Source organism: Pseudomonas sp. NyZ201 (assembly GCF_049860765.1).
Lineage (GTDB): Bacteria > Pseudomonadota > Gammaproteobacteria > Pseudomonadales > Pseudomonadaceae > Aquipseudomonas > Aquipseudomonas bharatica.
In genome coordinates, this window is the sequence record NZ_CP187557.1 from 5,814,322 (window position 1) to 5,834,615 (window position 20,294).

At 65.1% G+C, this 20,294-nt stretch carries 14 protein-coding genes; 7 read left to right on the plus strand and 7 right to left on the minus strand.

Going from position 1 to position 20,294, the window contains the following annotated elements; all coding sequences use genetic code 11:
* On the plus strand, positions 1–876 hold the full coding sequence (gene asd / locus ACPFMA_RS26175; protein WP_167654024.1) for an archaetidylserine decarboxylase: 876 nt from the start codon (positions 1–3) through the stop codon (positions 874–876).
* A gap of 76 nt (positions 877–952) precedes the next feature.
* Here the strand turns inward: asd and serB are convergent, their stop codons facing one another.
* Positions 953–2,164 (minus strand): phosphoserine phosphatase SerB, encoded by a 1,212-nt coding sequence (gene serB / locus ACPFMA_RS26180; protein ID WP_064301507.1) that lies wholly within the window; start codon positions 2,162–2,164, stop codon positions 953–955.
* Positions 2,165–2,299: 135 nt separating this feature from the next.
* On the opposite strand from serB, the gene ACPFMA_RS26185 reads away from it, so the two are divergent.
* Positions 2,300–3,808, plus strand: coding sequence for a histidine kinase (locus tag ACPFMA_RS26185; protein WP_425929144.1), 1,509 nt, complete (start codon positions 2,300–2,302; stop codon positions 3,806–3,808).
* Between the two features lie 25 nt (positions 3,809–3,833).
* Here the strand turns inward: ACPFMA_RS26185 and ACPFMA_RS26190 are convergent, their stop codons facing one another.
* Both ACPFMA_RS26190 and ACPFMA_RS26195 read right to left on the minus strand, forming a co-directional pair.
* Positions 3,834–5,174, minus strand: a complete 1,341-nt coding sequence (locus ACPFMA_RS26190) for an aryl-sulfate sulfotransferase (protein WP_064301505.1) — start codon at positions 5,172–5,174, stop codon at positions 3,834–3,836.
* Between the two features lie 66 nt (positions 5,175–5,240).
* Positions 5,241–7,613: a TonB-dependent receptor gene (locus ACPFMA_RS26195; protein WP_425929146.1), complete on the minus strand. Its 2,373-nt coding sequence runs from the start codon at positions 7,611–7,613 to the stop codon at positions 5,241–5,243.
* 154 nt (positions 7,614–7,767) lie between these two features.
* Here ACPFMA_RS26195 and ACPFMA_RS26200 point away from each other — a divergent pair, with 154 nt between their 5' ends.
* A complete protein-coding gene (locus ACPFMA_RS26200; RefSeq protein WP_009399529.1) occupies positions 7,768–8,712 on the plus strand; it encodes a LysR family transcriptional regulator in 945 nt (314 codons plus the stop codon).
* A 142-nt stretch (positions 8,713–8,854) separates the two neighbouring features.
* Complete coding sequence (locus ACPFMA_RS26205) at positions 8,855–10,471, plus strand: alkaline phosphatase family protein (RefSeq protein ID WP_425929149.1); 1,617 nt, start codon at positions 8,855–8,857, stop codon at positions 10,469–10,471.
* A gap of 122 nt (positions 10,472–10,593) precedes the next feature.
* Here ACPFMA_RS26205 and ACPFMA_RS26210 read toward each other — a convergent pair whose 3' ends face one another.
* Both ACPFMA_RS26210 and ACPFMA_RS26215 read right to left on the minus strand, forming a co-directional pair.
* Entirely contained in the window at positions 10,594–11,499 is a 906-nt protein-coding gene (locus ACPFMA_RS26210) for a TauD/TfdA dioxygenase family protein (RefSeq protein ID WP_009399527.1), read from the minus strand.
* Positions 11,500–11,708: 209 nt separating this feature from the next.
* The gene (locus ACPFMA_RS26215; RefSeq protein WP_425929151.1) at positions 11,709–12,731 is read right to left on the minus strand and encodes an ABC transporter substrate-binding protein; all 1,023 of its coding nucleotides are present in this window, start codon (positions 12,729–12,731) and stop codon (positions 11,709–11,711) included.
* 352 nt (positions 12,732–13,083) lie between these two features.
* Between ACPFMA_RS26215 and ACPFMA_RS26220 the strand changes: the two genes are divergently transcribed.
* Genes ACPFMA_RS26220 through ACPFMA_RS26230 form a run of 3 tightly spaced genes read left to right on the plus strand, consistent with a single transcriptional unit; the run spans position 13,084 to position 17,116 of the window.
* Positions 13,084–14,679, plus strand: a complete 1,596-nt coding sequence (locus ACPFMA_RS26220; RefSeq protein WP_425929153.1) for an ABC transporter permease — start codon at positions 13,084–13,086, stop codon at positions 14,677–14,679.
* Positions 14,676–15,491: an ABC transporter ATP-binding protein gene (locus ACPFMA_RS26225; RefSeq protein WP_279896583.1), complete on the plus strand. Its 816-nt coding sequence runs from the start codon at positions 14,676–14,678 to the stop codon at positions 15,489–15,491. The genes ACPFMA_RS26220 and ACPFMA_RS26225 overlap by 4 nt, the downstream gene beginning before the upstream one ends.
* A gap of 14 nt (positions 15,492–15,505) precedes the next feature.
* Positions 15,506–17,116, plus strand: coding sequence for an arylsulfatase (locus tag ACPFMA_RS26230; RefSeq protein WP_420058921.1), 1,611 nt, complete (start codon positions 15,506–15,508; stop codon positions 17,114–17,116).
* A 25-nt stretch (positions 17,117–17,141) separates the two neighbouring features.
* Here the strand turns inward: ACPFMA_RS26230 and ACPFMA_RS26235 are convergent, their stop codons facing one another.
* Together ACPFMA_RS26235 and parC are read right to left on the minus strand one after the other, a co-directional pair.
* On the minus strand, positions 17,142–17,855 hold the full coding sequence (locus ACPFMA_RS26235) for a PqiC family protein (protein ID WP_425929156.1): 714 nt from the start codon (positions 17,853–17,855) through the stop codon (positions 17,142–17,144).
* A gap of 171 nt (positions 17,856–18,026) precedes the next feature.
* Complete coding sequence (parC, locus tag ACPFMA_RS26240; protein ID WP_420058919.1) at positions 18,027–20,285, minus strand: DNA topoisomerase IV subunit A; 2,259 nt, start codon at positions 20,283–20,285, stop codon at positions 18,027–18,029.
* Between the last annotated feature and the right edge of the window lie 9 nt (positions 20,286–20,294).

Genomic DNA, 20,294 nt, shown 5'->3' on the forward strand with positions numbered 1-20,294 from the left:
ATCCCAATGAAATCCCGTTTGTTCATCATCAGCCAGTACCTGCTGCCCCACCACCTGCTCTCGCGCCTGGCCGGCTGCGTCGCCGAGTGCCGCGTGCGCTGGTTCAAGAACGCCTTCACCGCCTGGTTCGCCAAGCGCTACCAGGTGGACATGTCCCAGGCCCTGGTGGAAGACCTCACCGCCTACGAGCACTTCAATGACTTCTTCACCCGCGCCCTGAAGCCAGGCGCGCGCCCGCTGGACCAGACCCCGGGGGCGATCCTCTGCCCGGCCGACGGCGCCATCAGCCAACTGGGCCCGATCGAGCACGGCCGCATCTTCCAGGCCAAGGGCCACAGCTACAGCGCCCAGGAACTGCTCGGCGGCGACCCGGCCAATGCCGCGCCGTTCATGGGTGGCGAGTTCGCCACCGTGTACCTGTCGCCGAAGGACTATCACCGCGTGCACATGCCGCTGGCCGGCACCCTGCGCGAGATGATCTACGTACCCGGCCGCCTGTTCTCGGTGAACCAGACCACGGCGGAAAACGTCCCGGAACTGTTCGCCCGCAACGAGCGCGTGGTCTGTCTGTTCGATACCGAGCGCGGTCCGATGGCCGTGGTATTGGTGGGTGCGATGATCGTCGCCTCGATCGAGACGGTCTGGGCCGGCCTGGTCACCCCGCCGAAGCGCGAGCTGAAGACCTTCCGCTACGACGAGGCCTCGCGTGCCCCGATCCACCTGGAGAAAGGTGCCGAACTGGGCCGCTTCAAGCTGGGTTCGACCGCCATCGTGCTGTTCGGCCCCGATCAGGTGAAGTGGGCCGAGGGCCTTGGCGCCGGCTCGCCGGTGAGCATGGGCCAGGGCCTGGCCCTGCCGGCGGCTTCGCAAGCCTGAGACGCGTAACGCAAACCGCCCCCGATCAAGGGGGCGGTTGCTTTTAGGCTCTGTACGAAAAACCTTGAGACGAAGGTCAGGCGCCTTCGCGGTCGCGCATGCCCAGCAGGTAGAGCACGCCGTCGAGGCCAAGGGTGGAGATCGCCTGCCTGGCCGACTGGCGCACCAGCGGCTTGGCCCGGAACGCAACGCCCAGGCCGGCGATCGCCAGCATCGGCAGGTCGTTGGCGCCGTCGCCGACCGCGATGGTCTGTTCCATCTGCAGGCCTTCCTTGCGCGCCAGCTCGACCAGCAGATCGGCCTTGCGCTGGGCATCGACGATCGGCTCGATGGCAACGCCGGTCACTTTGCCGTCGACCACTTCCAGCTCGTTGGCGAACACGTAGTCGATGCCCAGCTTGGCCTGCAGTTGCTTGGCGAAATAGGTGAAGCCGCCGGAGAGGATGGCGGTCTTGTAGCCGAGGCGCTTGAGTTCGGCAAACAGGGTTTCGGCACCCTCGGTCAGGCGCAGCGAGGCGCCGATGTCGTCGAGGACCTTGACGTCCAGGCCCTTGAGCAACGCCAGGCGCTCCTTGAAGCTGGCGCGGAAGTCCAGTTCGCCGCGCATGGCGCGCTCGGTGATCTCCGAGACCTGCTCGCCTACGCCGGCCGCCTTGGCCAGTTCGTCGATCACCTCGGCCTCGATCAGCGTCGAGTCCATGTCGAACACCGCCAGGCGGCGGTTGCGGCGGAACAGCGAATCCTGCTGGAAGGCGATATCGACGTTGAGTTCCTGGGCCACGCTGAGGAACTCGGCACGCAGCGCCTGCGGATCGGCCGGCTCGCCACGCACGGAAAACTCGATGCAGCCCTTGCCCTGCTCCGCTGGCGTATCCAGCGCCACCCGGCCGGACAGGCGATCGATATGGTCGATGTTCAGGCCGTACCTGGCGGTGATCGAGCTGACACGCTGCAACTGCTCGGCGGTGACCTTGCGCGTCAGCAGGGTCACGATGTGCCGAGGCTTGCCCTGGTTGGCCACCCAATTGCGGTAGTCGTCCTCCGACACCGGGGTGAAGCGCACCTGCTGGTTCAGCTCGTAACCGGTGAACAGCAGGTCCTTGAGCACCGAGGAAGCCTGCCCGGTGCCGGGAATCTCGACGAGAATGCCGAACGACAGGGTGTCGTGGATCACCGCCTGGCCAATATCGAGGATGTTCACACCGCCACGGGCCAGAACGCCGGTAATGGCTGCGGTCAGGCCCGGACGGTCCTCACCGGTGATGTTGATCAAGACGATTTCGCGCAAGACGGGCTCCAGGACATGCAAAAAATGCGCATTCTACCGCCTTTTGCGGACCATCGGGCGCAGTCGATGCTTTGCCGTCTCAAGGCCGCTCGCTATACTGCGCAGCAATTTCTCCGTCATAAAGAGCCGCGCTCAGTGAACCGGCCCACGCCCGTCAAAACCGACAATTTCTTCCTGCTGATCTTCCGTGCCTTGCGTCAGCGTCGCGTGCCACTGGCATTGCGCATCGCCTGCCACAACATTTTCCTGGTTGCCCTGGCGCTGGTGATCTACGCCTGCGTGATGGGTTTGCAGTTCAAGGAAGCCATGCACGAGCAGGCCGATGCCCTGGGGCAGAGCCTGACCACCCAGACCGCGACCTCGGCCACCGAGCTGCTGGTGTCCAACGACATCCTCAGCCTCAACGTGCTGCTCGGCAACCTGGTGAAGAACCCGCTGGTGGCCCACGCCGCCATCTACAGCGTGGACAACCGCATCCTCGCCGAAGCCGGCCAGCGACCGAAGAACAGCCTGCTGGGCGAGGCCGAAGGCCTGTACCAGACCAAGATCACATTCCAGGACGTCACTGCCGGGCAGTTGCGCATCAGCCTGGACATGAGCCAGTTCCAGCAGCCGATGACCATCAGCATGCAGAGCATGGGCATCCTTGCCGGTATCCTGCTGGCCCTGGCATTGACCATGAGCCTGCGCCTGGGCCGCTTCATTTCCACGCCTCTGCTGCAACTGCGGGTATGGCTGCGGGACCTGGACGAATACACGCCGGCCACCGAGCGACAGGACGAGATCGGCGACCTTGCCCGCCAGTTGCATTCACGTTTCGCCCCGCCGCCGAAGCCGGTCGAGCCGGAGCCTGAAATCGAGGACGATTTCGAAGAGGAAGCCGAGCCGTTCGAGGTACGCGACCTGCGTGATCCGGACTTCGACGAAGCGCCCGCCGTGGTGCGCACGCCCAAGCGCGTGGTGGAAGCCGAAGAAGACGAGGACGACGACGCCTTTGCCGACCTGCGTGACGATGTCGCCCCGTCTGCCGGCCCGCTCGCCAGCAAGCCCGCCGCCGCGCGCGAACCCGGCAAGAGCGCCGTGCTCGCCGTGCAGCTGGGCTCGCAGGAGCAACTCCGCCGCCTGCCCCGCGCACGCCTGACCGAGCTGCTGGAGCGCTACCGCGACTGCCTGGACCAGGCCGCCTCGCTGTACGAAGGCGAGGTGCAGACCCTCAACGATGGCAGCACCCTGCTGCTGTTCCACAGCCAGGACAGCGGCGACGACTACCTGACCAATGCCATCTGCTGCGGCGAGCTGCTGCGGGCCCTGGGCCATGCCTTGCAGGTGGAGGTGGCCGACAGCGGCATCACCCTGCAACTGCAACTGGGCCTCGCCCTGGGCGAAGACCTGCATGGCCTGAGCCAGATCGACCTGCTGCTGACCGAAAAGGCCCAGGATGCCCTGGCCCTTTCGCAGCACAGCCGCAACCTGCTGCTGGTGGAACGCAGGATCAGCGATGACGCGCTGATTCGCCAGCGTGCGCGGATTCGTCCGATTGCCAGTCCCGAGGGCGCCTGCTGCGTAGAGCGCTTGATGGAGCCTTATCCATCGATGCTGGAACGGCAACTGGCGCGCATGCATGAGCGCCAGGTGAAGAACTGATAGCTGCAATGCGGCCAGTGCGGGATCAAATCCCCGTACTGGCCTGTTGCAGCCCCGACTCCGGCACGCTCACCGCGGTTTCCGACCGCGGCGTACCTTCGGGCACCCAGTCGTAGTTCACCGGCAAGGCGCGGTACACCCAGTTGCTGATGGCCTCGCTGCCCGGTGCCTTGCCCAGGTAAGGGCTGACGTATTCCCAGACGATTTCGCCGCTGGCAGTGACCTGGAAGAAGCGCCCGTTCATGCCCTCGTCGATCAGCGTGTTGCCGTTGGGCAAACGCCGGGCGCTGCTGATGAACGAGCTGTAGAAGGCCCAGCCCGGCTGCCGGGAATTGGCGGCGCTGTATTGCCAGACGATTTCATTCTTGATCGGGTCGATCTCCAGCACCCGGGAACCGGCGATCAGCCCCAGGGGCACCGAGGGGTACCCGGCGCTGCCCTGGTTGTCGAACACCAGCAGGTGGCCGGCCCCTGGCAAGCCGGCGGGAATGATGTGGGCGTCATGCTGGCCGACGAACTGGTCCACCGGGCGCGGCACCTTGGCTGCGGTCCTGGGGTTGATCGGCGCCAGGTTCGGCCCAAGGCGCCAGACCACCTTGCCGCTGTGCTTGTCGAGGATGGCGATGAAATTGGCGTTGCGCGAATCGATCAGCAGGTTGTCCGGGGCGAAGCGTTTGTCACCGCCGTCGAACCAGCGGTTGGGCCCCACTACGCTGAGGTTGTTGATGTGCAGGTAGTCCGGGTTGTCGGTGCCGTACACCAGCTTCAGTTGCGCCGGGGTAAAGCCGAACTCCCCGAGGTGCTCGGAGGCCAGCCACTGCCATTTGACCTGGCCGTCGGGGCTCACTTCATAGATTGCATCATCGATCACCTGGGGCACCTTGAATCCCGCCACCTTGTGCACCTTGTTGGCCAGTACCAGGGTGTTGCCGTTGCTCAGGCGACGCTGGTCGTGGTGCTGCTGGGCAGCGCCACCCGGGGCCTGGTCGCCCCACTGCCAGAGCACCTTGCCGTTCCAGTCCAGCTCGCCGACGCTCTGGTTGCCCAGGCCGTTGCCGGCCGAGCCCAGGGGCCCGGGCTCCTTGTCCTTGAGTTGCAGCAGCACCCGGCCGCGCTCGCCGCCCACCAGTTGCGGATCGATGATCGCCGAGGGGAAACCGGCTTGCGGCCACTGCTTCACCTCGTTGCCGTTCATGTCGATCAGGTGGGTCTTTTTATCGGCGCCGCTGAAGATCACGTACTGGTTATAGGCCTTGGCCGGATCGTAGCGGGTCACGCCGGTGGGATAGACGCTGGGAGCGGCCTGCACCGCCGAAGCCAGCAAGGTGGCGGTGATCAGCAAGGGCAAAGCGGATTTGACGCGCATGACGAGTACTCCTGTTCAGGTCGAAAGGCGCCGGCAGACCCGGCGCGAGGGGCGTGAAGCCGGGTTTCAGAAGTCGTAGCGGCCCGTTACGCCAAGCGTGCGCGGGGTGCCCGGCAGGCCTTCGTAACCGCCGTTGCCGGCGGTCCAGAGGGTGGTGTAGTAGGTCTTGTCGAAGGCGTTCTTCAGCCACAGCGAGACATCCCACTGGCCCTGTTCGTAGTTGCCGCGCAGGCCGGTGGAAAGGTTGACCACGGCATAGCTGGGGATCTGCCCGTAGGCGGAATCTTCAACGGTACCCACGGCCTTGGAACGGAAGGCGTAGCTGGCGGTGACGTACTCTTCCAGGCCGTTGTCCAGGTTCCATTTGTATTCGCCGTTGGCGTTGCCGATCCATTTCGAGGCGCCGACCACCTGGTGGCCGCTGAGGTCGCAGGAGGCCGGTGCCCCCGGACGCAGGCTGACTTCCGGCGGGCACGGCGCATCCTTGTAGGACAGGTAGCGCACGTCGTTATACGAGCCGTTGATGTTCAGGGTCAGGCCACGGATCGGCAGCAGGGTGCTTTCCACTTCCACTCCGCGCGAGCGCACCGAACCGGCGTTGGTCAGGTACTGCACGCGGTTGGCGTTGTCGTAGGCATTGGTCTGGTAGCCGTTGACCTGGGTCCAGAACAGGTTGGCGTTGAGTTGCAGGCGGCGATCCCAGAGGGTGTTCTTGAACCCCAGCTCGGCGTTGTTGGCGCGCTCGGTGCCGATCAGCAGCGAGTCGGCGCCGGCGGTCGGCGCCGAGCCCACGACCAGGTTGACCCCGCCGGACTTCTCGCCGTGGGACAGGGTGGCGTAGCCCAGCAGGTCATCGGTGAAGCGGTAGCTGAGGTTGAGCAGGCCCGAAGGGCTGGTGCTGTACTGGTTGAGGTCGCCGGAATCATAGGCCCCGGCGCGACCGCGACGGGCGTTGGCGGCGGCACCGGCCACCGCCGCGCCCCCCAGCGGCGCGTTGCGGCTGACCCAGGCGCTTTTTTCCTCGTAGGTGCCGCGCAGCCCGGCGGTGAAATCCAGGCGCTCGGTCAGGTGCCAGGTGCCCTGGCCGAACAGGGCGAAGCTGTTGGTCTGGATATGCCCGTTGCCGATGCTGGTGACGTTGCTCAGGGCACCGGCCGGGGTGCCGTTCCAGATATCCGCCTGGGGCCCGTAATAGGCGAAGGACTTATTGTCCAGGTCGGAGCCGAAGTAGTAGGCCCCGAGCACGTAGTCGAAGGCGCCGCCAGTGGGCGAAGCCAGGCGGAATTCCTGCGACCACTGCTTGTCTTCCACCGAAACCCCGGCGTTGTAGGTAGCCGGCACATTGAGGCCGTCGTCGTTGCGCGGGGTGAAGTTCCACCAGCGGTAGGAACTGACCGAGGTCAGGGTGAAATCGCTGGGCAGGGTCCAGTTGGCCTCCAGGGACGTGCCGCCCTGGAACACCGTGACATGCTGGTCGTTGTCCAGGTTGACCTTGCGGTGCGAGCCGTTGACCAGTGTCGCACCGGCCGCCGCCGCGCGGGACTCGTAGACGTTGGTGCCGTTGATGGTCGGCCCGGTGCTGTACAGCACCCGGGTGCCGGCACTGGAGTCCTCTTCGTTGTAGTCACCGATCCAGCGCAGGTTGAAGCTTTCATTGGGCTTGTACAGCAGTTGCCCGCGAAAGCCCTGGCGCGATCCGCCATTCAGGTCGTGGCCGTCGAACTCGTTCTTGATGTCGCCGTCACTGCGGGTGCGGTAGGCGGAAATACGCCCGGCCAGCTCATCACTCAGCGGCCCGGAAAGGGTGCCCTTGGTCTGGAAGTAGCCGTCCTCGCCGAGGGAGGCCTCGATGCTGCGTTCCGGGGTGAAGCTCGGCGCGCGGGTGCTGATATTGATCACACCGGCGGTGGTGTTCTTGCCGAACAGGGTGCCCTGGGGGCCGCGCAGCACTTCCAGTTGCTCGATGTCCATCAGGTCGAACACCGCCATGCCCGGCCGCCCCAGGTAGACGTTGTCGAGGTACAGCCCGACGCTGCCTTCCAGGCCATCGCTGGCCGGGTTGTTGCCCAGGCCGCGGATCGACACGCTGGACTGGCGCGCATGCATGTAGGCGACGTTGACGCTGGGCACCAACTGCTGCAGATCCTGAATGCGATACACCCGCTGGCTTTCCAGTGCCTGGCCGCCCACCACGCTCATGGGCGTAGGCACGTTCTGCGAGCTTTCCTCGCGGCGCCGCGCGGTCACGGTCACGGTCTGCAACTGGCCATCGTCGGCCTTGGCCTTGCTGGCGCTGCTCTTGACCGACGCGTTATCCGGCGCCTGGGCGTCTTCGGCCCAGGTCGGCGTCCAGCTTGCGCTGCCGGCCAACAACAGCGCCAGGGGCAGGCGTTTGAGCCGCCGGGGCGAGAGAGGTGAAGCGAGTGACAACGGGCTCATGAGCGGCTCCTGGCGGGAAAATATACGGCCTCGCATATTCCCTAAAGTTATTTATTTATGTTTTTACAAATATTTACTGCATAAGAGATTGCCTTTATAAGGAGTCGACCTAATGCATAGCCAATGCATTTCCCCGATATTTTTTTTGTGAAAAATGCATATCGACCTTCGCCAGCTCCGACACTTCATCGCCATCGCCGAACAGCGCAGCTTTGTTGCGGCTGCAGCGGCGGTAAACCTTTCGCAATCGGCCTTCAGCCGCAGCATCCAGGCCCTGGAACACAGCGTCGGTTGCCAGTTGGTGGATCGCGGACGCAAGGACCTGGCGCCGACCAAGCAGGGCCAGTTGCTGCTGGAGCACGCGCGCCGGCTGGTCAGCGGCGCCCAGCAGATGGCCAACGAGATCAGCCAGTTCAATGGCCTGGAGGCGGGGGAATTGCGTTTCGGCTGCGGCCCGGCGCCGGCCTCGGGATTGATCCCCCGGGCCATCGGCAGCTTTATCGGGCGCTACCCCAAGGCCCGGGTGCAGTTCCAGGTGGATGACTGGCAAAGCCTGAGCAAGCGCCTGCTCAGTGAAGAGTTCGAGTTCTTCGTTGCCGACACCCGCCACTTCGAGGCCGACCCGGACTACCTGACCCAGCGCCTGCGCCCGCGCAAATGGCATTTCTGCTGCCGCGCCGGGCATCCGCTGGCCCAGCGCGACAGCGTCAGCGCCAGCGAACTGATGAGCTACCCGCTGGCGGTGACCATCCGCCCGCCGAACCTGCGCAAAGTCATCGTCGACCTGAGCGGCAAGCCGGACTTCACGCCCAATGTGGAGTGCGAGAACAGCTACAGCTTGCTGGGAGTGGTACTGCGCTCGGACGCCATCGGCATCGCCGGTTCCTACAGCGACGCGTTGCACAACGCCAAGGGCGAACTGGTGTGCCTGAAGGTCGATGGCCTGGCCGACGACCTGGAAGAGCTCTACACCCGCTATGGCATCGTCAGCCGCGCCGGCTACCGGCTGTCGCCCCTGGCAGCGGCAATGATCGACGAGATCAAGCGCACCGACGAGCAGGACGAGGAAGTACGCAGCCTGGACAACCTCGCGGTCTGAGCCGGCCTGCCAGCGCCGGCAGGCGCCGTGGAGCCACGGCCACGCATTGCATGAAACGCATCATGGCTATTCGGCAAATGCGCTTGCCGGAAGCCCCCGCCGAAGGCGAAAAACCTCGCCTGTCTTTCCTTCGGTGAATCTCATGTCCAATAGCCTTCCACCCGTGCGCAACGTGCTCTACATCATGTGCGACCAACTGCGTCGGGATTACCTCTCGTGCTACGGCCACCCGCACCTGCACACCCCGAACATCGATCGCCTGGCCGCGGCCGGGGTGCGCTTCAGCCGCGCCTATACCCAGGGCACCATCTGCGGCCCGTCGCGCATGTCGGCCTACACCGGGCGTTACGTCAGCAGCCATCAGGTGGCCTGGAACGCCGTGCCCCTGCCCCTGGAAGAACTAACCCTGGGCGATTACCTGCGGCCCCACGGCATCCGCACCGCGCTGGTGGGCAAGACCCACGCCACACCCAACCTCGACGCCCTGCAACGCCTGGCCATCGATCCCGACAGCGCCCAGGCCGAGGCGCTCAACGAGGTCGGCTTCGAACCCTACCTGCGTCACGACGGCATCTACCCCGACGACCCGATCTTCGACGACAAGCGCGATGCCGCGCCCTACACCCATTACCTGCGCAGCCTCGGCTACGACGGGGTCAACCCCTGGCACGACTGGGCCAACGCCGGGGCCGGCGAGCAGGGGCAGATCCTCAGCGGCTGGAAGATGCGCAACGCCCACCTGCCGGCCCGGGTCGCCGAAGAACACTCGGAAACCGTCTACACCACCGACCGCGCCATCGCCTTCATCAACGAGCAGGGCGAGCAACCCTGGTGCCTGCACCTGTCCTACATCAAGCCGCACTGGCCCTACATCGCGCCAGCGCCCTACCACGCCCTGTATGGCCCCGACCAGGTCATCCCGGCGGTGCGCGCCGCACCCGGGCAGCTTAGCGACCACCCGGTCTACCACGCCTTCCGCCAGCATGAAGAGAGCCTGAATTTTTCCCGGGATGAAGTGCGCCTGAACGTAGTGCCGACCTACATGGGCCTGATCAAGCAAGTGGACGATCAACTGGGCCGGCTGCTGGATTTACTGCAGAGCAACGGCCGTTGGGACGACACCCTGATCGTCTTCACCAGCGACCACGGCGACTTCCTCGGCGACCACTACCTGGGAGAGAAGGAGTTCCTGCTGGAGCCGGCGGTGGGCGTGCCACTGATCGTCCGCGACCCGCGGGCGGCAGCGGACAACAGCCGTGGCAGCGTGGACGAGCGCTTGGTGGAAACCATCGACGCCCTGCCGACGTTCCTCGATGCCCTGGGCCTGCCGGGCGCCGACCACCGTCTGGAGGGCCGCTCGCTGATCCCGCTGCTGCACGGCGCGACACCGGACTGGCGCCGCTACGCCATCAGCGAATACGACTATGCCTTCCAGGCCCCGGCCCGGGAGCGCCTGGGCCAGCCCATCGACCGTTGCCGCATGACCATGGTGCGCAGCGAGCGCTGGAAGTACCTGGCCTATGACGGCTTGCGCCCACAGCTGTTCGACCTGCACAACGATCCCCATGAGCTGAATGACCTGGGAGCCGATCCGGCCTATGCCGCCGTGCGTGAAGAGCACCTGGGGTATCTGCTGGAGTGGCTGCGCGGCCTGAAGCGCCGCACCACCATCAGCCATGAAGAGATCGACCTGCGCGGCCAGCGTTTCCGCTACGGCGAACCGGAAAGCGAAAAGCTGGTGCAGATCGGCGTGTGGTAAGCCAATCCACCCTGTGGGAGCGGGTTCACCCGCGATTGCGGTGGTGAATCCACCATAGCAATCGCGGCGGTTCGGCGTTCCGATGAACCCGCTTCCACAAGGTCCTCGCAGGGGCTTCCGGGTCAAAGGCCCTTGATGGTCTGGCTGCGCTGGCCATGGACACCCACCGGGACGTCGCCCTTGAGGGTCACGCGGCGCACGATACGGTCCTGGGTGCCATAGTCGTCGACGGCGTAGTGCTGGGTCGAACGGTTGTCCCAGATCGCCACGTCACCGGCGCTCCAGCGCCAGCGCACAGTGTTTTCCAAGCGGGTCACATGGCTTTGCAGCAGGTTGAACAGGTGCGCCGAATCGGCCTGGGAATAGCCCTTGATGCGCTTGACGAAATGCCCCAGCACCAGGCTCTTTTCACCACTCTCCGGGTGCACCCGGACGATCGGGTGCTCGGTCTCGTACACCGTGGAGGTGAAGACCTTGCGGTAGCGCTCCAGCTTCTGCGCCGAAACGTCGGGCTTGGCCCCGGCGTAGTCGTACTCGTTGCTGTGCACTGCCCAGAGTCGATCCGCCAGCTCGCGCAGTTCTGCCGGGAGTTCGTTGTACGCCGTGGCGGTGTTGGCCCACACGGTGTCGCCACCGGAGGCCGGGGCCACCACCGAACGCAGGATCGAGGCTTTCGGGTAGGCATCGACGAAGGTCACGTCGGTGTGCCAGGAGTTGGCCCGCTGACCTTCGGCACCGTCCAGCTCCAGCAGGTAGCGGGTGCCGTCACGCACCGGCACGGTGGGGTGGGCCACCGGCTCGCCCAGCAGTTGCGAGAAGGCTTCCTGGCTCTGGTCGTCGAGATGACCCTGGCCACGGAAGAAGATCACCTTGTATTGCACCAGCGCCTGCTGGATGGCGTCCACGGTGGCGGCGTCCAGTTCGCCGGACAGTTGCACGCCACGGATCTCGGCGCCGATGCGACCGGCCACCGGGTGGATATCAAGGGCATGGACAGCGGGTTCAACGGCTAGGACGGCATTGCTCATCAGATACACCCTCATCGACTGCTTACGGTTGGAACCGCCGCGAAACAACGCTCTATCCATATTCACTTTGCGTCTAATGGAAAGTTCGATGCTTCGCCTGCGGAATAAGAGGTTTCCATTTAAGGCTTCAGCCCTGACTCGCCGCAAATACCTTCGGACTATTTTTCAGATGCCAGGAAAGCATGTCGAAACAGGCGTTCGGCCGGTGCTCAAAGACCGGCAGCCGCCAACTGCGGCGCCACCCAGGCATCGACCTTGAACGGCTTGCGGATCAAGCGCTCCTTGGCTGCCAGGTCCACCGAGTCCTGCAATTTGCCGAGGAACACCGGGTCGAGGGTCGAGGGGAAGACCTCGCTCAGGCGCTGGTCCTTGAGGTCTTCCTGCAGGATCACCGGCGGGAAGCTGGCCAGGCCCGACACCAGCTGGATATAGGCTTCCTTGTTGCTGTCCTGGGTCAGCCACGCTACGGCCTGCTGCTGGGCCTTGAGCAGTTTCGCCACGGCTTCGGGGTGCTCGTCGACAAACTTGCCGGCGCCCACCAGCACGCTCTGCACGCTGCCGGCACCGCCCAGGTCCTTGGTGCTCAGGGGCAGTTCGGCCAGCCCCTTGCTGCGCAGGGCCGAGAGTCCGGTGCTGCCCCAGGAGGCGTCGATCTGCCTGGCCGCCAGGGCCGCAATCGCCGCGTTGAAGTCGAGGTTGACCACTTTCAGGTCCTTCTCGCTGAGGCCGCGGCTGGCCAGGGCCGCGTCGAACGACAGTTGCGTAGCGGTACCACGGAACACCGCCACGCGCTTGCCCTTGAGGTCTTCCAGGGTCTTGATCCCGGAGCCCGGCACCACGCCCAGGTAATGCTTGATTCCACGGGCCGAGGCGCTGAGCAAGCGCGTATCCAGGCCATTGGACTTGCCAATGATGGCCGCCAGGTCGCCGAGATAGGCCAGGTCCACCTGGCCGTTGGCGAAGGCCTCGTTGATCACCGGGCCTGCGCCCTTGAAGAAATTCCACTGGATCTTGATGCCCTGGTCGGCGAAGGCCTTTTCGTAGATCTGTTGTTGGCGCAGCACATCCACCACCCCGCCACCGCTGTGCTGGGTCCCGGCGCTGAGGTCGGGCACGGCGATGCGGATTTCCTTGAGTTCGGCAGCCTGGGCCAGCAGCGGCAGGCAACCCAGGAGCCCAGCCAGGGCCGGTGCGGCGAACAGGCTGATTACGCGTTTGAAGGGAAGGTTCATGGGTGCGGCTCCTGAAGACCAAGGCTGTGAGGAGCAGAAGGTAGGCACGAAATCGACAAAGATTTAAATACTATAAGCTCACATTTTAATAACCAAATTGAATAAGCCAGCTATCACGGACGCCTCCGGGGATATGCAGGAGACACATGAAAAATATTCTTCAAATGCATTGGATGCGTGTCGGTAAAGAAGCCTTAAATGGCTTTTCTTATCTCTTAATAGTATCGATAAGAACTTTGGTAGAAGCATAACGAATAAAGCGTAGGCGCCGCCCTGCCGGCCAAAAGGCCCGCAAGCCCAGCGCCTACGCCCTCGTTCCATGCCATGCAGAACCCGACGACGGAGGTCATCCATGGCCCGTGTTTCCCTGCTCAGCCTGCCCTTGGCGGCACCGTCCAACGGGCGCCCGGGCTGGCCAGCCATCCATCAGCGCCTGCTGCCCTGGCTGCTGCCCCTGAGCCTGTTCGTTTTGTGGTGGCTGGCCAGCCGCAACCTGTGGATGAGCGAGCAGATCCTGCCGGCCCCGGCGCTGGTCTGGAGCAGCGCCCTGGAGCTGGGCCGGGGCGAGCTGTGGGGCCATTTGGCGATCAGCCTGCAGCGCCTGGCCTGGGGCGTCCTGGCCGGCATTGCCGCCGGCGCCCTGCTGGGTGGGGCGCTGGGCTTCAGCCGGCGCCTGGAGCGGCTGGTTTACCCCACCTTCGCCGCCCTGGCGCAGATTCCGACCCTGGCCTGGATTCCGCTGTTCATGGTGTTTTTCGGCATCGACGAAATGCTCAAGCTGGTCGTGCTGGTCAAAGCCGTGGTGGTTCCCGTGACCGTGCACACCCTGGTGGGCGTGCGCGACGCCCAGCCCAGGCTGCGGGAAGCTGCCGCAGTGCTGCGCCTGCCTCCCGCGCTGCTGATCCGGCGCCTGGTGTTGCCCGCCGCGCTGCCGGCGTTCATGGCCGGCGTGCGCCTGGCCCTGGCCACCGGCTGGACCTCGCTGCTGGCGGTGGAACTGCTCGCCTCCAGCGAAGGCATCGGCTATCTGATGGTCTGGGCGCGCCAACTGTTCATGCTGGACATCGTGTTCGTGTGCATCCTGGTGATCGGCGTGCTCGGCGTATGCATGGACCGCGGTATCGGCTGGCTCGACCGCACACTGGTGCACTGGCCGCACCCGGCCACCGCCGCCCTGGGCCGTGGTCCGCGCTATCAGGGCTGGCAGCGCCTGCAACCCTGGCTGCTGCCCCTGGCCTTGCTGGCCCTGTGGCAGCTGGCAAGCGCAGGGCAGTGGGTGGACGCCAATATTCTGGTGAGCCCGCTGCTGGTGCTGAGCACTACTGTCGACGGCCTGCGCGACGGCAGCCTGCTTGGGGGCATGGGGCTGAGCCTGGGGCGCGCCCTTGGCGGCCTGGCCCTCGGCGGCGGGCTGGGCCTGGCCTTGGGCTTGCTGCTGGGAATGTCGCACCTCGCTGAACGGCTGTTGGGACCGACCCTGGCCGCCCTCCGCCAGATCGCCATTTTCGCCTGGGTACCGCTGCTCACCGCCTGGTTCGGGCTGGGGGAACTGGCCAAGTGGGTGTTCGTCGCCCTGGCCGCGTTCTTCCCGCTGTTCATCGCCACCCAGCGCAGCGTCGCCCAGCTCTCGCCGCAACTGGCCGAAGCCGCCCAGGTATTGCGCCTGAACCTCTGGCAACGGCTACGCCGGCTGGTGTTGCCCGGTGCGGCGCCGGGCATCTTCGCCGGTCTGCGCATCAGCCTGATCTACGCCTGGATGGGCACCATCGGCGCGGAATACTTCATGCCCTCCAATGGCGGCATCGGCAGTCAGATGATCAGCGCCCAGCAACTGCTGCGCATGGACCTGATCATGGCCGGCATGCTCTTGGTGGGCTTGACCGGGGCCCTGCTCAATCGCCTGGGCCTACAACTCGAAACCCGCGCCACCCGCTGGAGACACGCATGAACGCACCCCTGGTCAGTTTCAATCACGTGGGCAAGACCTTCGCCGTCGCCGGTGGCGAGGTGGAGGCGATCCGCGAATTCAACCTGGACATCGCCGAGGGCGAGTTCGTCGCCATTGTCGGTTCCAGCGGCTGCGGCAAGTCCACCCTGCTGCGCCTGCTGATCGGCCTGGACACCGAGTTCCGCGGCGAAATCCGGGTCGATGGCCAGCGGGTCAGCGGCATCGGCAGTGAACGCGGCATCGTGTTCCAGGAGCATCGCCTGTTCCCCTGGCTGACCGTGGCCGAGAACATCGGCCTGGGCCTGGTCAACGAGCCATTGAGCGCCGCCGAACGCCAGCGGCGGATCGGCGATTTCATCGAGCTGGTGGGGCTCAAGGACTTTGCCCGGGCCTATCCCCATCAGCTTTCCGGCGGCATGGCGCAGCGGGTGGCGATTGCCCGCGGGCTGGTGGCCAGCCCGCGCATCCTGCTGCTGGACGAGCCCTTCGGCGCCCTCGACGCCCTGACCCGCCAGCAGATGCAGGACGAACTGCTGGCGATTCGCGAGCGGGCCAGAATCACCACGGTGCTGGTGACCCACGATGTCGAGGAAGCGATTTTCCTGGCCGATCGGGTGGTGGTGATGGAGCCGCGCCCGGGCCGGATCAAGCGCGTGGTTCAGGTGACCCTGCCGCACCCGCGCCAGCGCAGCGGTTTCGACTTTCACCAACTGCGCGAAGAACTGCTCCACGAACTGACCAGCGACGATCACTACCAGGCCCCGCCGCCGGTGCAGATCCGCGACCTGCCCTTGACCTTCATTGCCTGCTGAACAGGAGTGCCGCGATGCCGCAACGCCCCAACTTTCTGGTGATCCTGGCCGACGACCTGGGTTTCTCCGACCTCGGCGCCTTCGGTGGCGAGATCGCCACGCCGAACCTCGATGCCCTGGCCTTCAATGGCCTGCGCCTGACCGATTTCCACACCGCCCCGACCTGCTCGCCGACCCGCTCCATGCTGCTCACCGGCACCGACCACCACATCGCAGGGATCGGCACCATGGCCGAAGCCCTGACCCCGGAACTGATCGGCAAGCCGGGCTACGAGGGCTACCTCAACGACCGCGTGGTGGCCCTGCCGGAGCTGCTGCGCGAAGCCGGCTACCAGACCCTGATGAGCGGCAAATGGCACCTGGGCCTGACCGCCGAGCGCGCGCCCCATGCCCGGGGTTTCGAGCGTTCGTTCTCGCTGCTGCCAGGAGCGGCCAACCACTATGGTTTCGAGCCGACCTACGACGAACACACGCCCGGGCTGCTGAAATCGACGCCGGCGCTGTACATCGAGGACGACCGTTTCATCGATGAACTGCCGGCGGACTTCTATTCCTCCGATGCGTTCGGCGACAAGCTCCTGCAGTACCTGAAAGAGCGCGACCAGAGCCGGCCGTTTTTCGCCTACCTGCCGTTCTCGGCACCGCACTGGCCGCTGCAGGCACCCGAGGAGATCGTCGCCAAATACCGCGGCCGCTATGACGCCGGCCCCGAGGTGCTGCGCCGCGAGCGCCTGGAAAAGCTCAAGGCCCTGGGCCTGATCGATAGCGAGGTCGAGCCCCATCCGCTGCTCAACCTCAACATCGAGTGGGATGCTCTCAGCGATGAGCAACGGCAGCTGTCGGCGCGGGCCATGGAGGTGTATGCGGCGATGGTCGAGCGCATGGACTGGAACATCGGCCGGGTGGTGGACTACCTGCGCCAGCAGGGCCAGCTGGACAACACCCTGATCCTGTTCATGTCAGACAACGGCGCCGAGGGCGCGCTGCTGGAAGCCTTCCCCAAGTTCGGCCCGGAGCTTCTGACCTACCTCAACCAGCACTACGACAACCGCCTGGAAAACATCGGCCGGGCCAACTCCTACGTCTGGTACGGCCCGGCCTGGGCCCAGGCGGCCACCGCGCCGTCGCGGCTGTTCAAGGCGTTCACTACCCAGGGCGGGATTCGCGTGCCGGCGTTGCTGCATTACCCGCAACTGCCGCTCAAGGGGCAGATCAGCCATGGCTTCGGCACGGTGATGGACATCACCCCGACCCTGCTCGACCTGGCCGGCGTGCGACACCCGGGCAAGCGCTGGCACGGGCGCGATGTCGCACCGCTGCGGGGCAAGTCCTGGCTGGGCTTTCTCTCGGGCGAAACCGCCCAGGTGCATGATCAGCACACCGTGACGGGCTGGGAGCTGTTCGGCCGCCGGGCGATTCGCCAGGGCCAATGGAAGGCGGTGTACATCCCGGGGCCGGTGGGCCCGGCAACCTGGCAGTTGTACGACCTGGGCCGGGACCCGGGAGAGATTCACGACCTCGCCCGGGAGCAGCCGGACAAGCTGCGCACCCTGCTGCAAGAGTGGCAGCGCTATGTGGATGAAACCGGAGTGATCCTCAGCGAATCGCCGTTCCAGCCAGACTGAGCCGGCGAACGCTGATCGCCGTGGCTCAGAAGCGGAACACTTCCATATCGGTACGAATCGGCGAAGCCATGGGAATCTTTGGCTTCTCCGGCTCCTTGCGTACCTGAACAGGTGCCGCCGGTTTCTTCGACGGCGCCTCTTCCGCCAGCGCCGGCTGGTTGGCCAATGGCTTTAGCGCAGTACTCAGTTGCTCGGCCAGCTTCTGCAGCAACTGGCCCTGGGCCTGGACCTGCGCCGCCGAACTGCCCGCGTGCGGCTGTTCGAGGTGCACGATGCGGTTGTCCCGCACCTGGCCACGACGGTCCAGCAAGCGCCATTGCGCATCGAGGACCGCCGGTTGGTTCGCCCCGGAATCCAGGCGGGTGATCGACAGCAATACCTGTACATCCGGGTTGAAGCCGGTGCTGGCCGGGGCCAGGACCACACGCTGGCTGTCCAGGCGCCAGGCCAGCTGGCGAACCAGCAACTGATCGATATCCGCCGACAGGCTGCCCGCCCAGCGACCGTCCGTCGCCGCAGTCAGGCTGCCGTCGCTCTGACGCTGCAGCAGGGTCTCGCGTTGCAGGTAATCGGCGACCGATACCGGCCCCAGCACCACCGACATGCCGGCCGCCTGCTTAGGCTGGCCTGGCTCGCCGCTGTCGAGCTGATACAGCGCAACCGGCTGGTGCATGCTGCACCCTGCCAGGCCGAGCACGCCGGTCAGCAGAAGAACAAATGGAAGGCGCAGAAAAGTCATCATCCCATCCAGGCGGCCACCACACGGCACCGCAGTGATACTCATGATTTCAGTCGGGCACCCGGCCACGCCGGCGCCACAGGGGGGCTATCATCCGCGAAAACACGCTCTGACTCCAGTATTTACGCCCGGAACGTGTAGGAAATTACCGTATCCGGGCGTGTATTCGTACTACTCGGGAGTCTCGACCAGCAACGCATCGACCCGCTGGAAGCCGCGCGGCAGCTTGTTGCCCCGACGACCGCGTTCACCCTTGTAGTGCTCCAGGTCCTCGCCCTTGAGTGACAGGGTACGCTTGCCGGCCTGCAATACAAGGGTCGCCCCGTCGGAGAGTACCGCCATGTCGGTGACATATTCTTCACGACTGGCCACCCGATCACCGGGTATGCCGATGATCTTGTTGCCCTTGCCCTTGCCCAGTTGCGGCAGGTCGCTGATCTTGAACACCAGCAGGCGGCCTTCGGTGGTCACCGCGGCCAGCCAGTTCTGCTCGCGGTCGGAAACCGGCCGCGGCGCCAGCACCCTGGCGCCGTTGGGCAGGCTGAGCAGGGCTTTGCCGGCCGTGACCTTGGCCTGCAGATCCTCGCCCTTGACCACGAAACCGTAGCCTGCGTCGGAAGCGACCACGTACAGCGCCTCGTCGTCCGGCATCAGCACGCATTCAAAGACCGCGCCAGGTGGCGGTTTCAGATGACCGGTCAGTGGCTCGCCGTGGCCCCGTGCCCCTGGCAGCTTGTGAGCAGGAAGCGAATAGCTGCGCCCGGTGGAGTCTATGAACACGGCGAACTGATTGGATCGCCCTGCCGCTGCCACTTTGAAGCCATCACCCGCCTTGTAGGCCAGGCCGGTGGCATCGATATCGTGACCCTTGGCACAGCGCACCCAGCCTTTTTCCGACAGAACGACAGTGACCGGCTCGGTCGGCATCAGCTCGTTTTCCGACAGGGCCTTGGCCTCGGCACGGGCGACGATCGGCGAACGACGGTCATCGCCGTAGGTTTCCGCATCCTTGATCAGCTCGCTACGCACCAGCTTGCGTAGCTTGCTGTCGCTGCCCAGCAGGGCCAGCAGCCTGGCCTGCTCTTTGAGCAGTTCTTCCTGCTCGCTGCGGATCTTCATCTCTTCCAGTCGCGCCAACTGGCGCAGACGGGTTTCGAGGATGTAGTCGGCCTGGATCTCGGTCAGTTCGAAGCGAGCGATCAGCGCCTGCTTGGGCTGGTCCTCGGTGCGGATGATGTGGATCACTTCGTCAAGGTTGAGGAAGGCGACCAGCAAACCGTCCAACAGGTGCAGGCGGCGCTCGACCTTGTCGAGACGGAACTTCAGCCTCCGACGAACGGTAGCGATGCGGAACTCCAGCCACTCCAGCAGCAGTGCGCGCAGGTTCTTCAATTGCGGCCGGCCATCGAGGCCGATGATGTTGACGTTGACCCGGTAGCTCGACTCCAGGTCGGTGGTGGCGAACAGGTGCTGCATCAGTTCGTCCAGATCGACCCGGTTGGAGCGGGCGATGATGACGATGCGGCACGGGTTCTCGTGGTCGGACTCGTCACGCAGGTCGGCGACCATCGGCAGTTTCTTGGCCTGCATCTGTGCGGCGATCTGCTCCAGCACCTTGGCCCCGGAGACCTGGTGCGGCAGCGCGGTAACGACGATATCGCCGTCCTCGATGCGATAGACGGCACGCATGCGGATCGAGCCGCGACCGCTTTCGTAGATCTTCAGCAGTTCGGCGCGCGGGGTGATGATTTCCGCTTCGGTCGGGTAGTCCGGGCCCTGGATGTGCTCGCACAGTTGCTCGATGGTGGCTTTCGGCTCGTCGAGCAGGCGCACGCAGGCGCTGGCGACTTCCCGCAGGTTATGCGGCGGTACGTCGGTGGCCATGCCCACGGCGATACCGGTGGTGCCATTGAGGAGGATATTCGGCAAACGTGCGGGCAACACGGCAGGTTCTTCGAGGGTACCGTCGAAGTTCGGCACCCAGTCAGCCGTGCCCTGGCCCAGCTCGCTGAGCAGCACTTCGGAATAGCGCGACAGGCGCGCCTCGGTGTAGCGCATGGCCGCGAAGGACTTCGGGTCGTCCGGCGCACCCCAGTTACCCTGGCCATCGACCAGGGTGTAGCGATAGCTGAAGGGCTGTGCCATCAGCACCATGGCTTCGTAGCAGGCCGAGTCGCCGTGGGGGTGGAATTTACCGAGCACGTCACCGACGGTCCGCGCCGACTTCTTGTGCTTGGAGTCGGCATCCAGGCCCAGTTCGCTCATGGCATAGACGATGCGCCGCTGCACCGGCTTCAGGCCGTCGCCGATATGCGGCAGGGCCCGGTCCATGATCACGTACATGGAATAGTTGAGGTAGGCCTGTTCGGTGAAGTCGGCCAGTGACCGGCGCTCTACGCCATCGAGGCTCAGATCAAGGGAGTCGCTCATGCGGGCCTC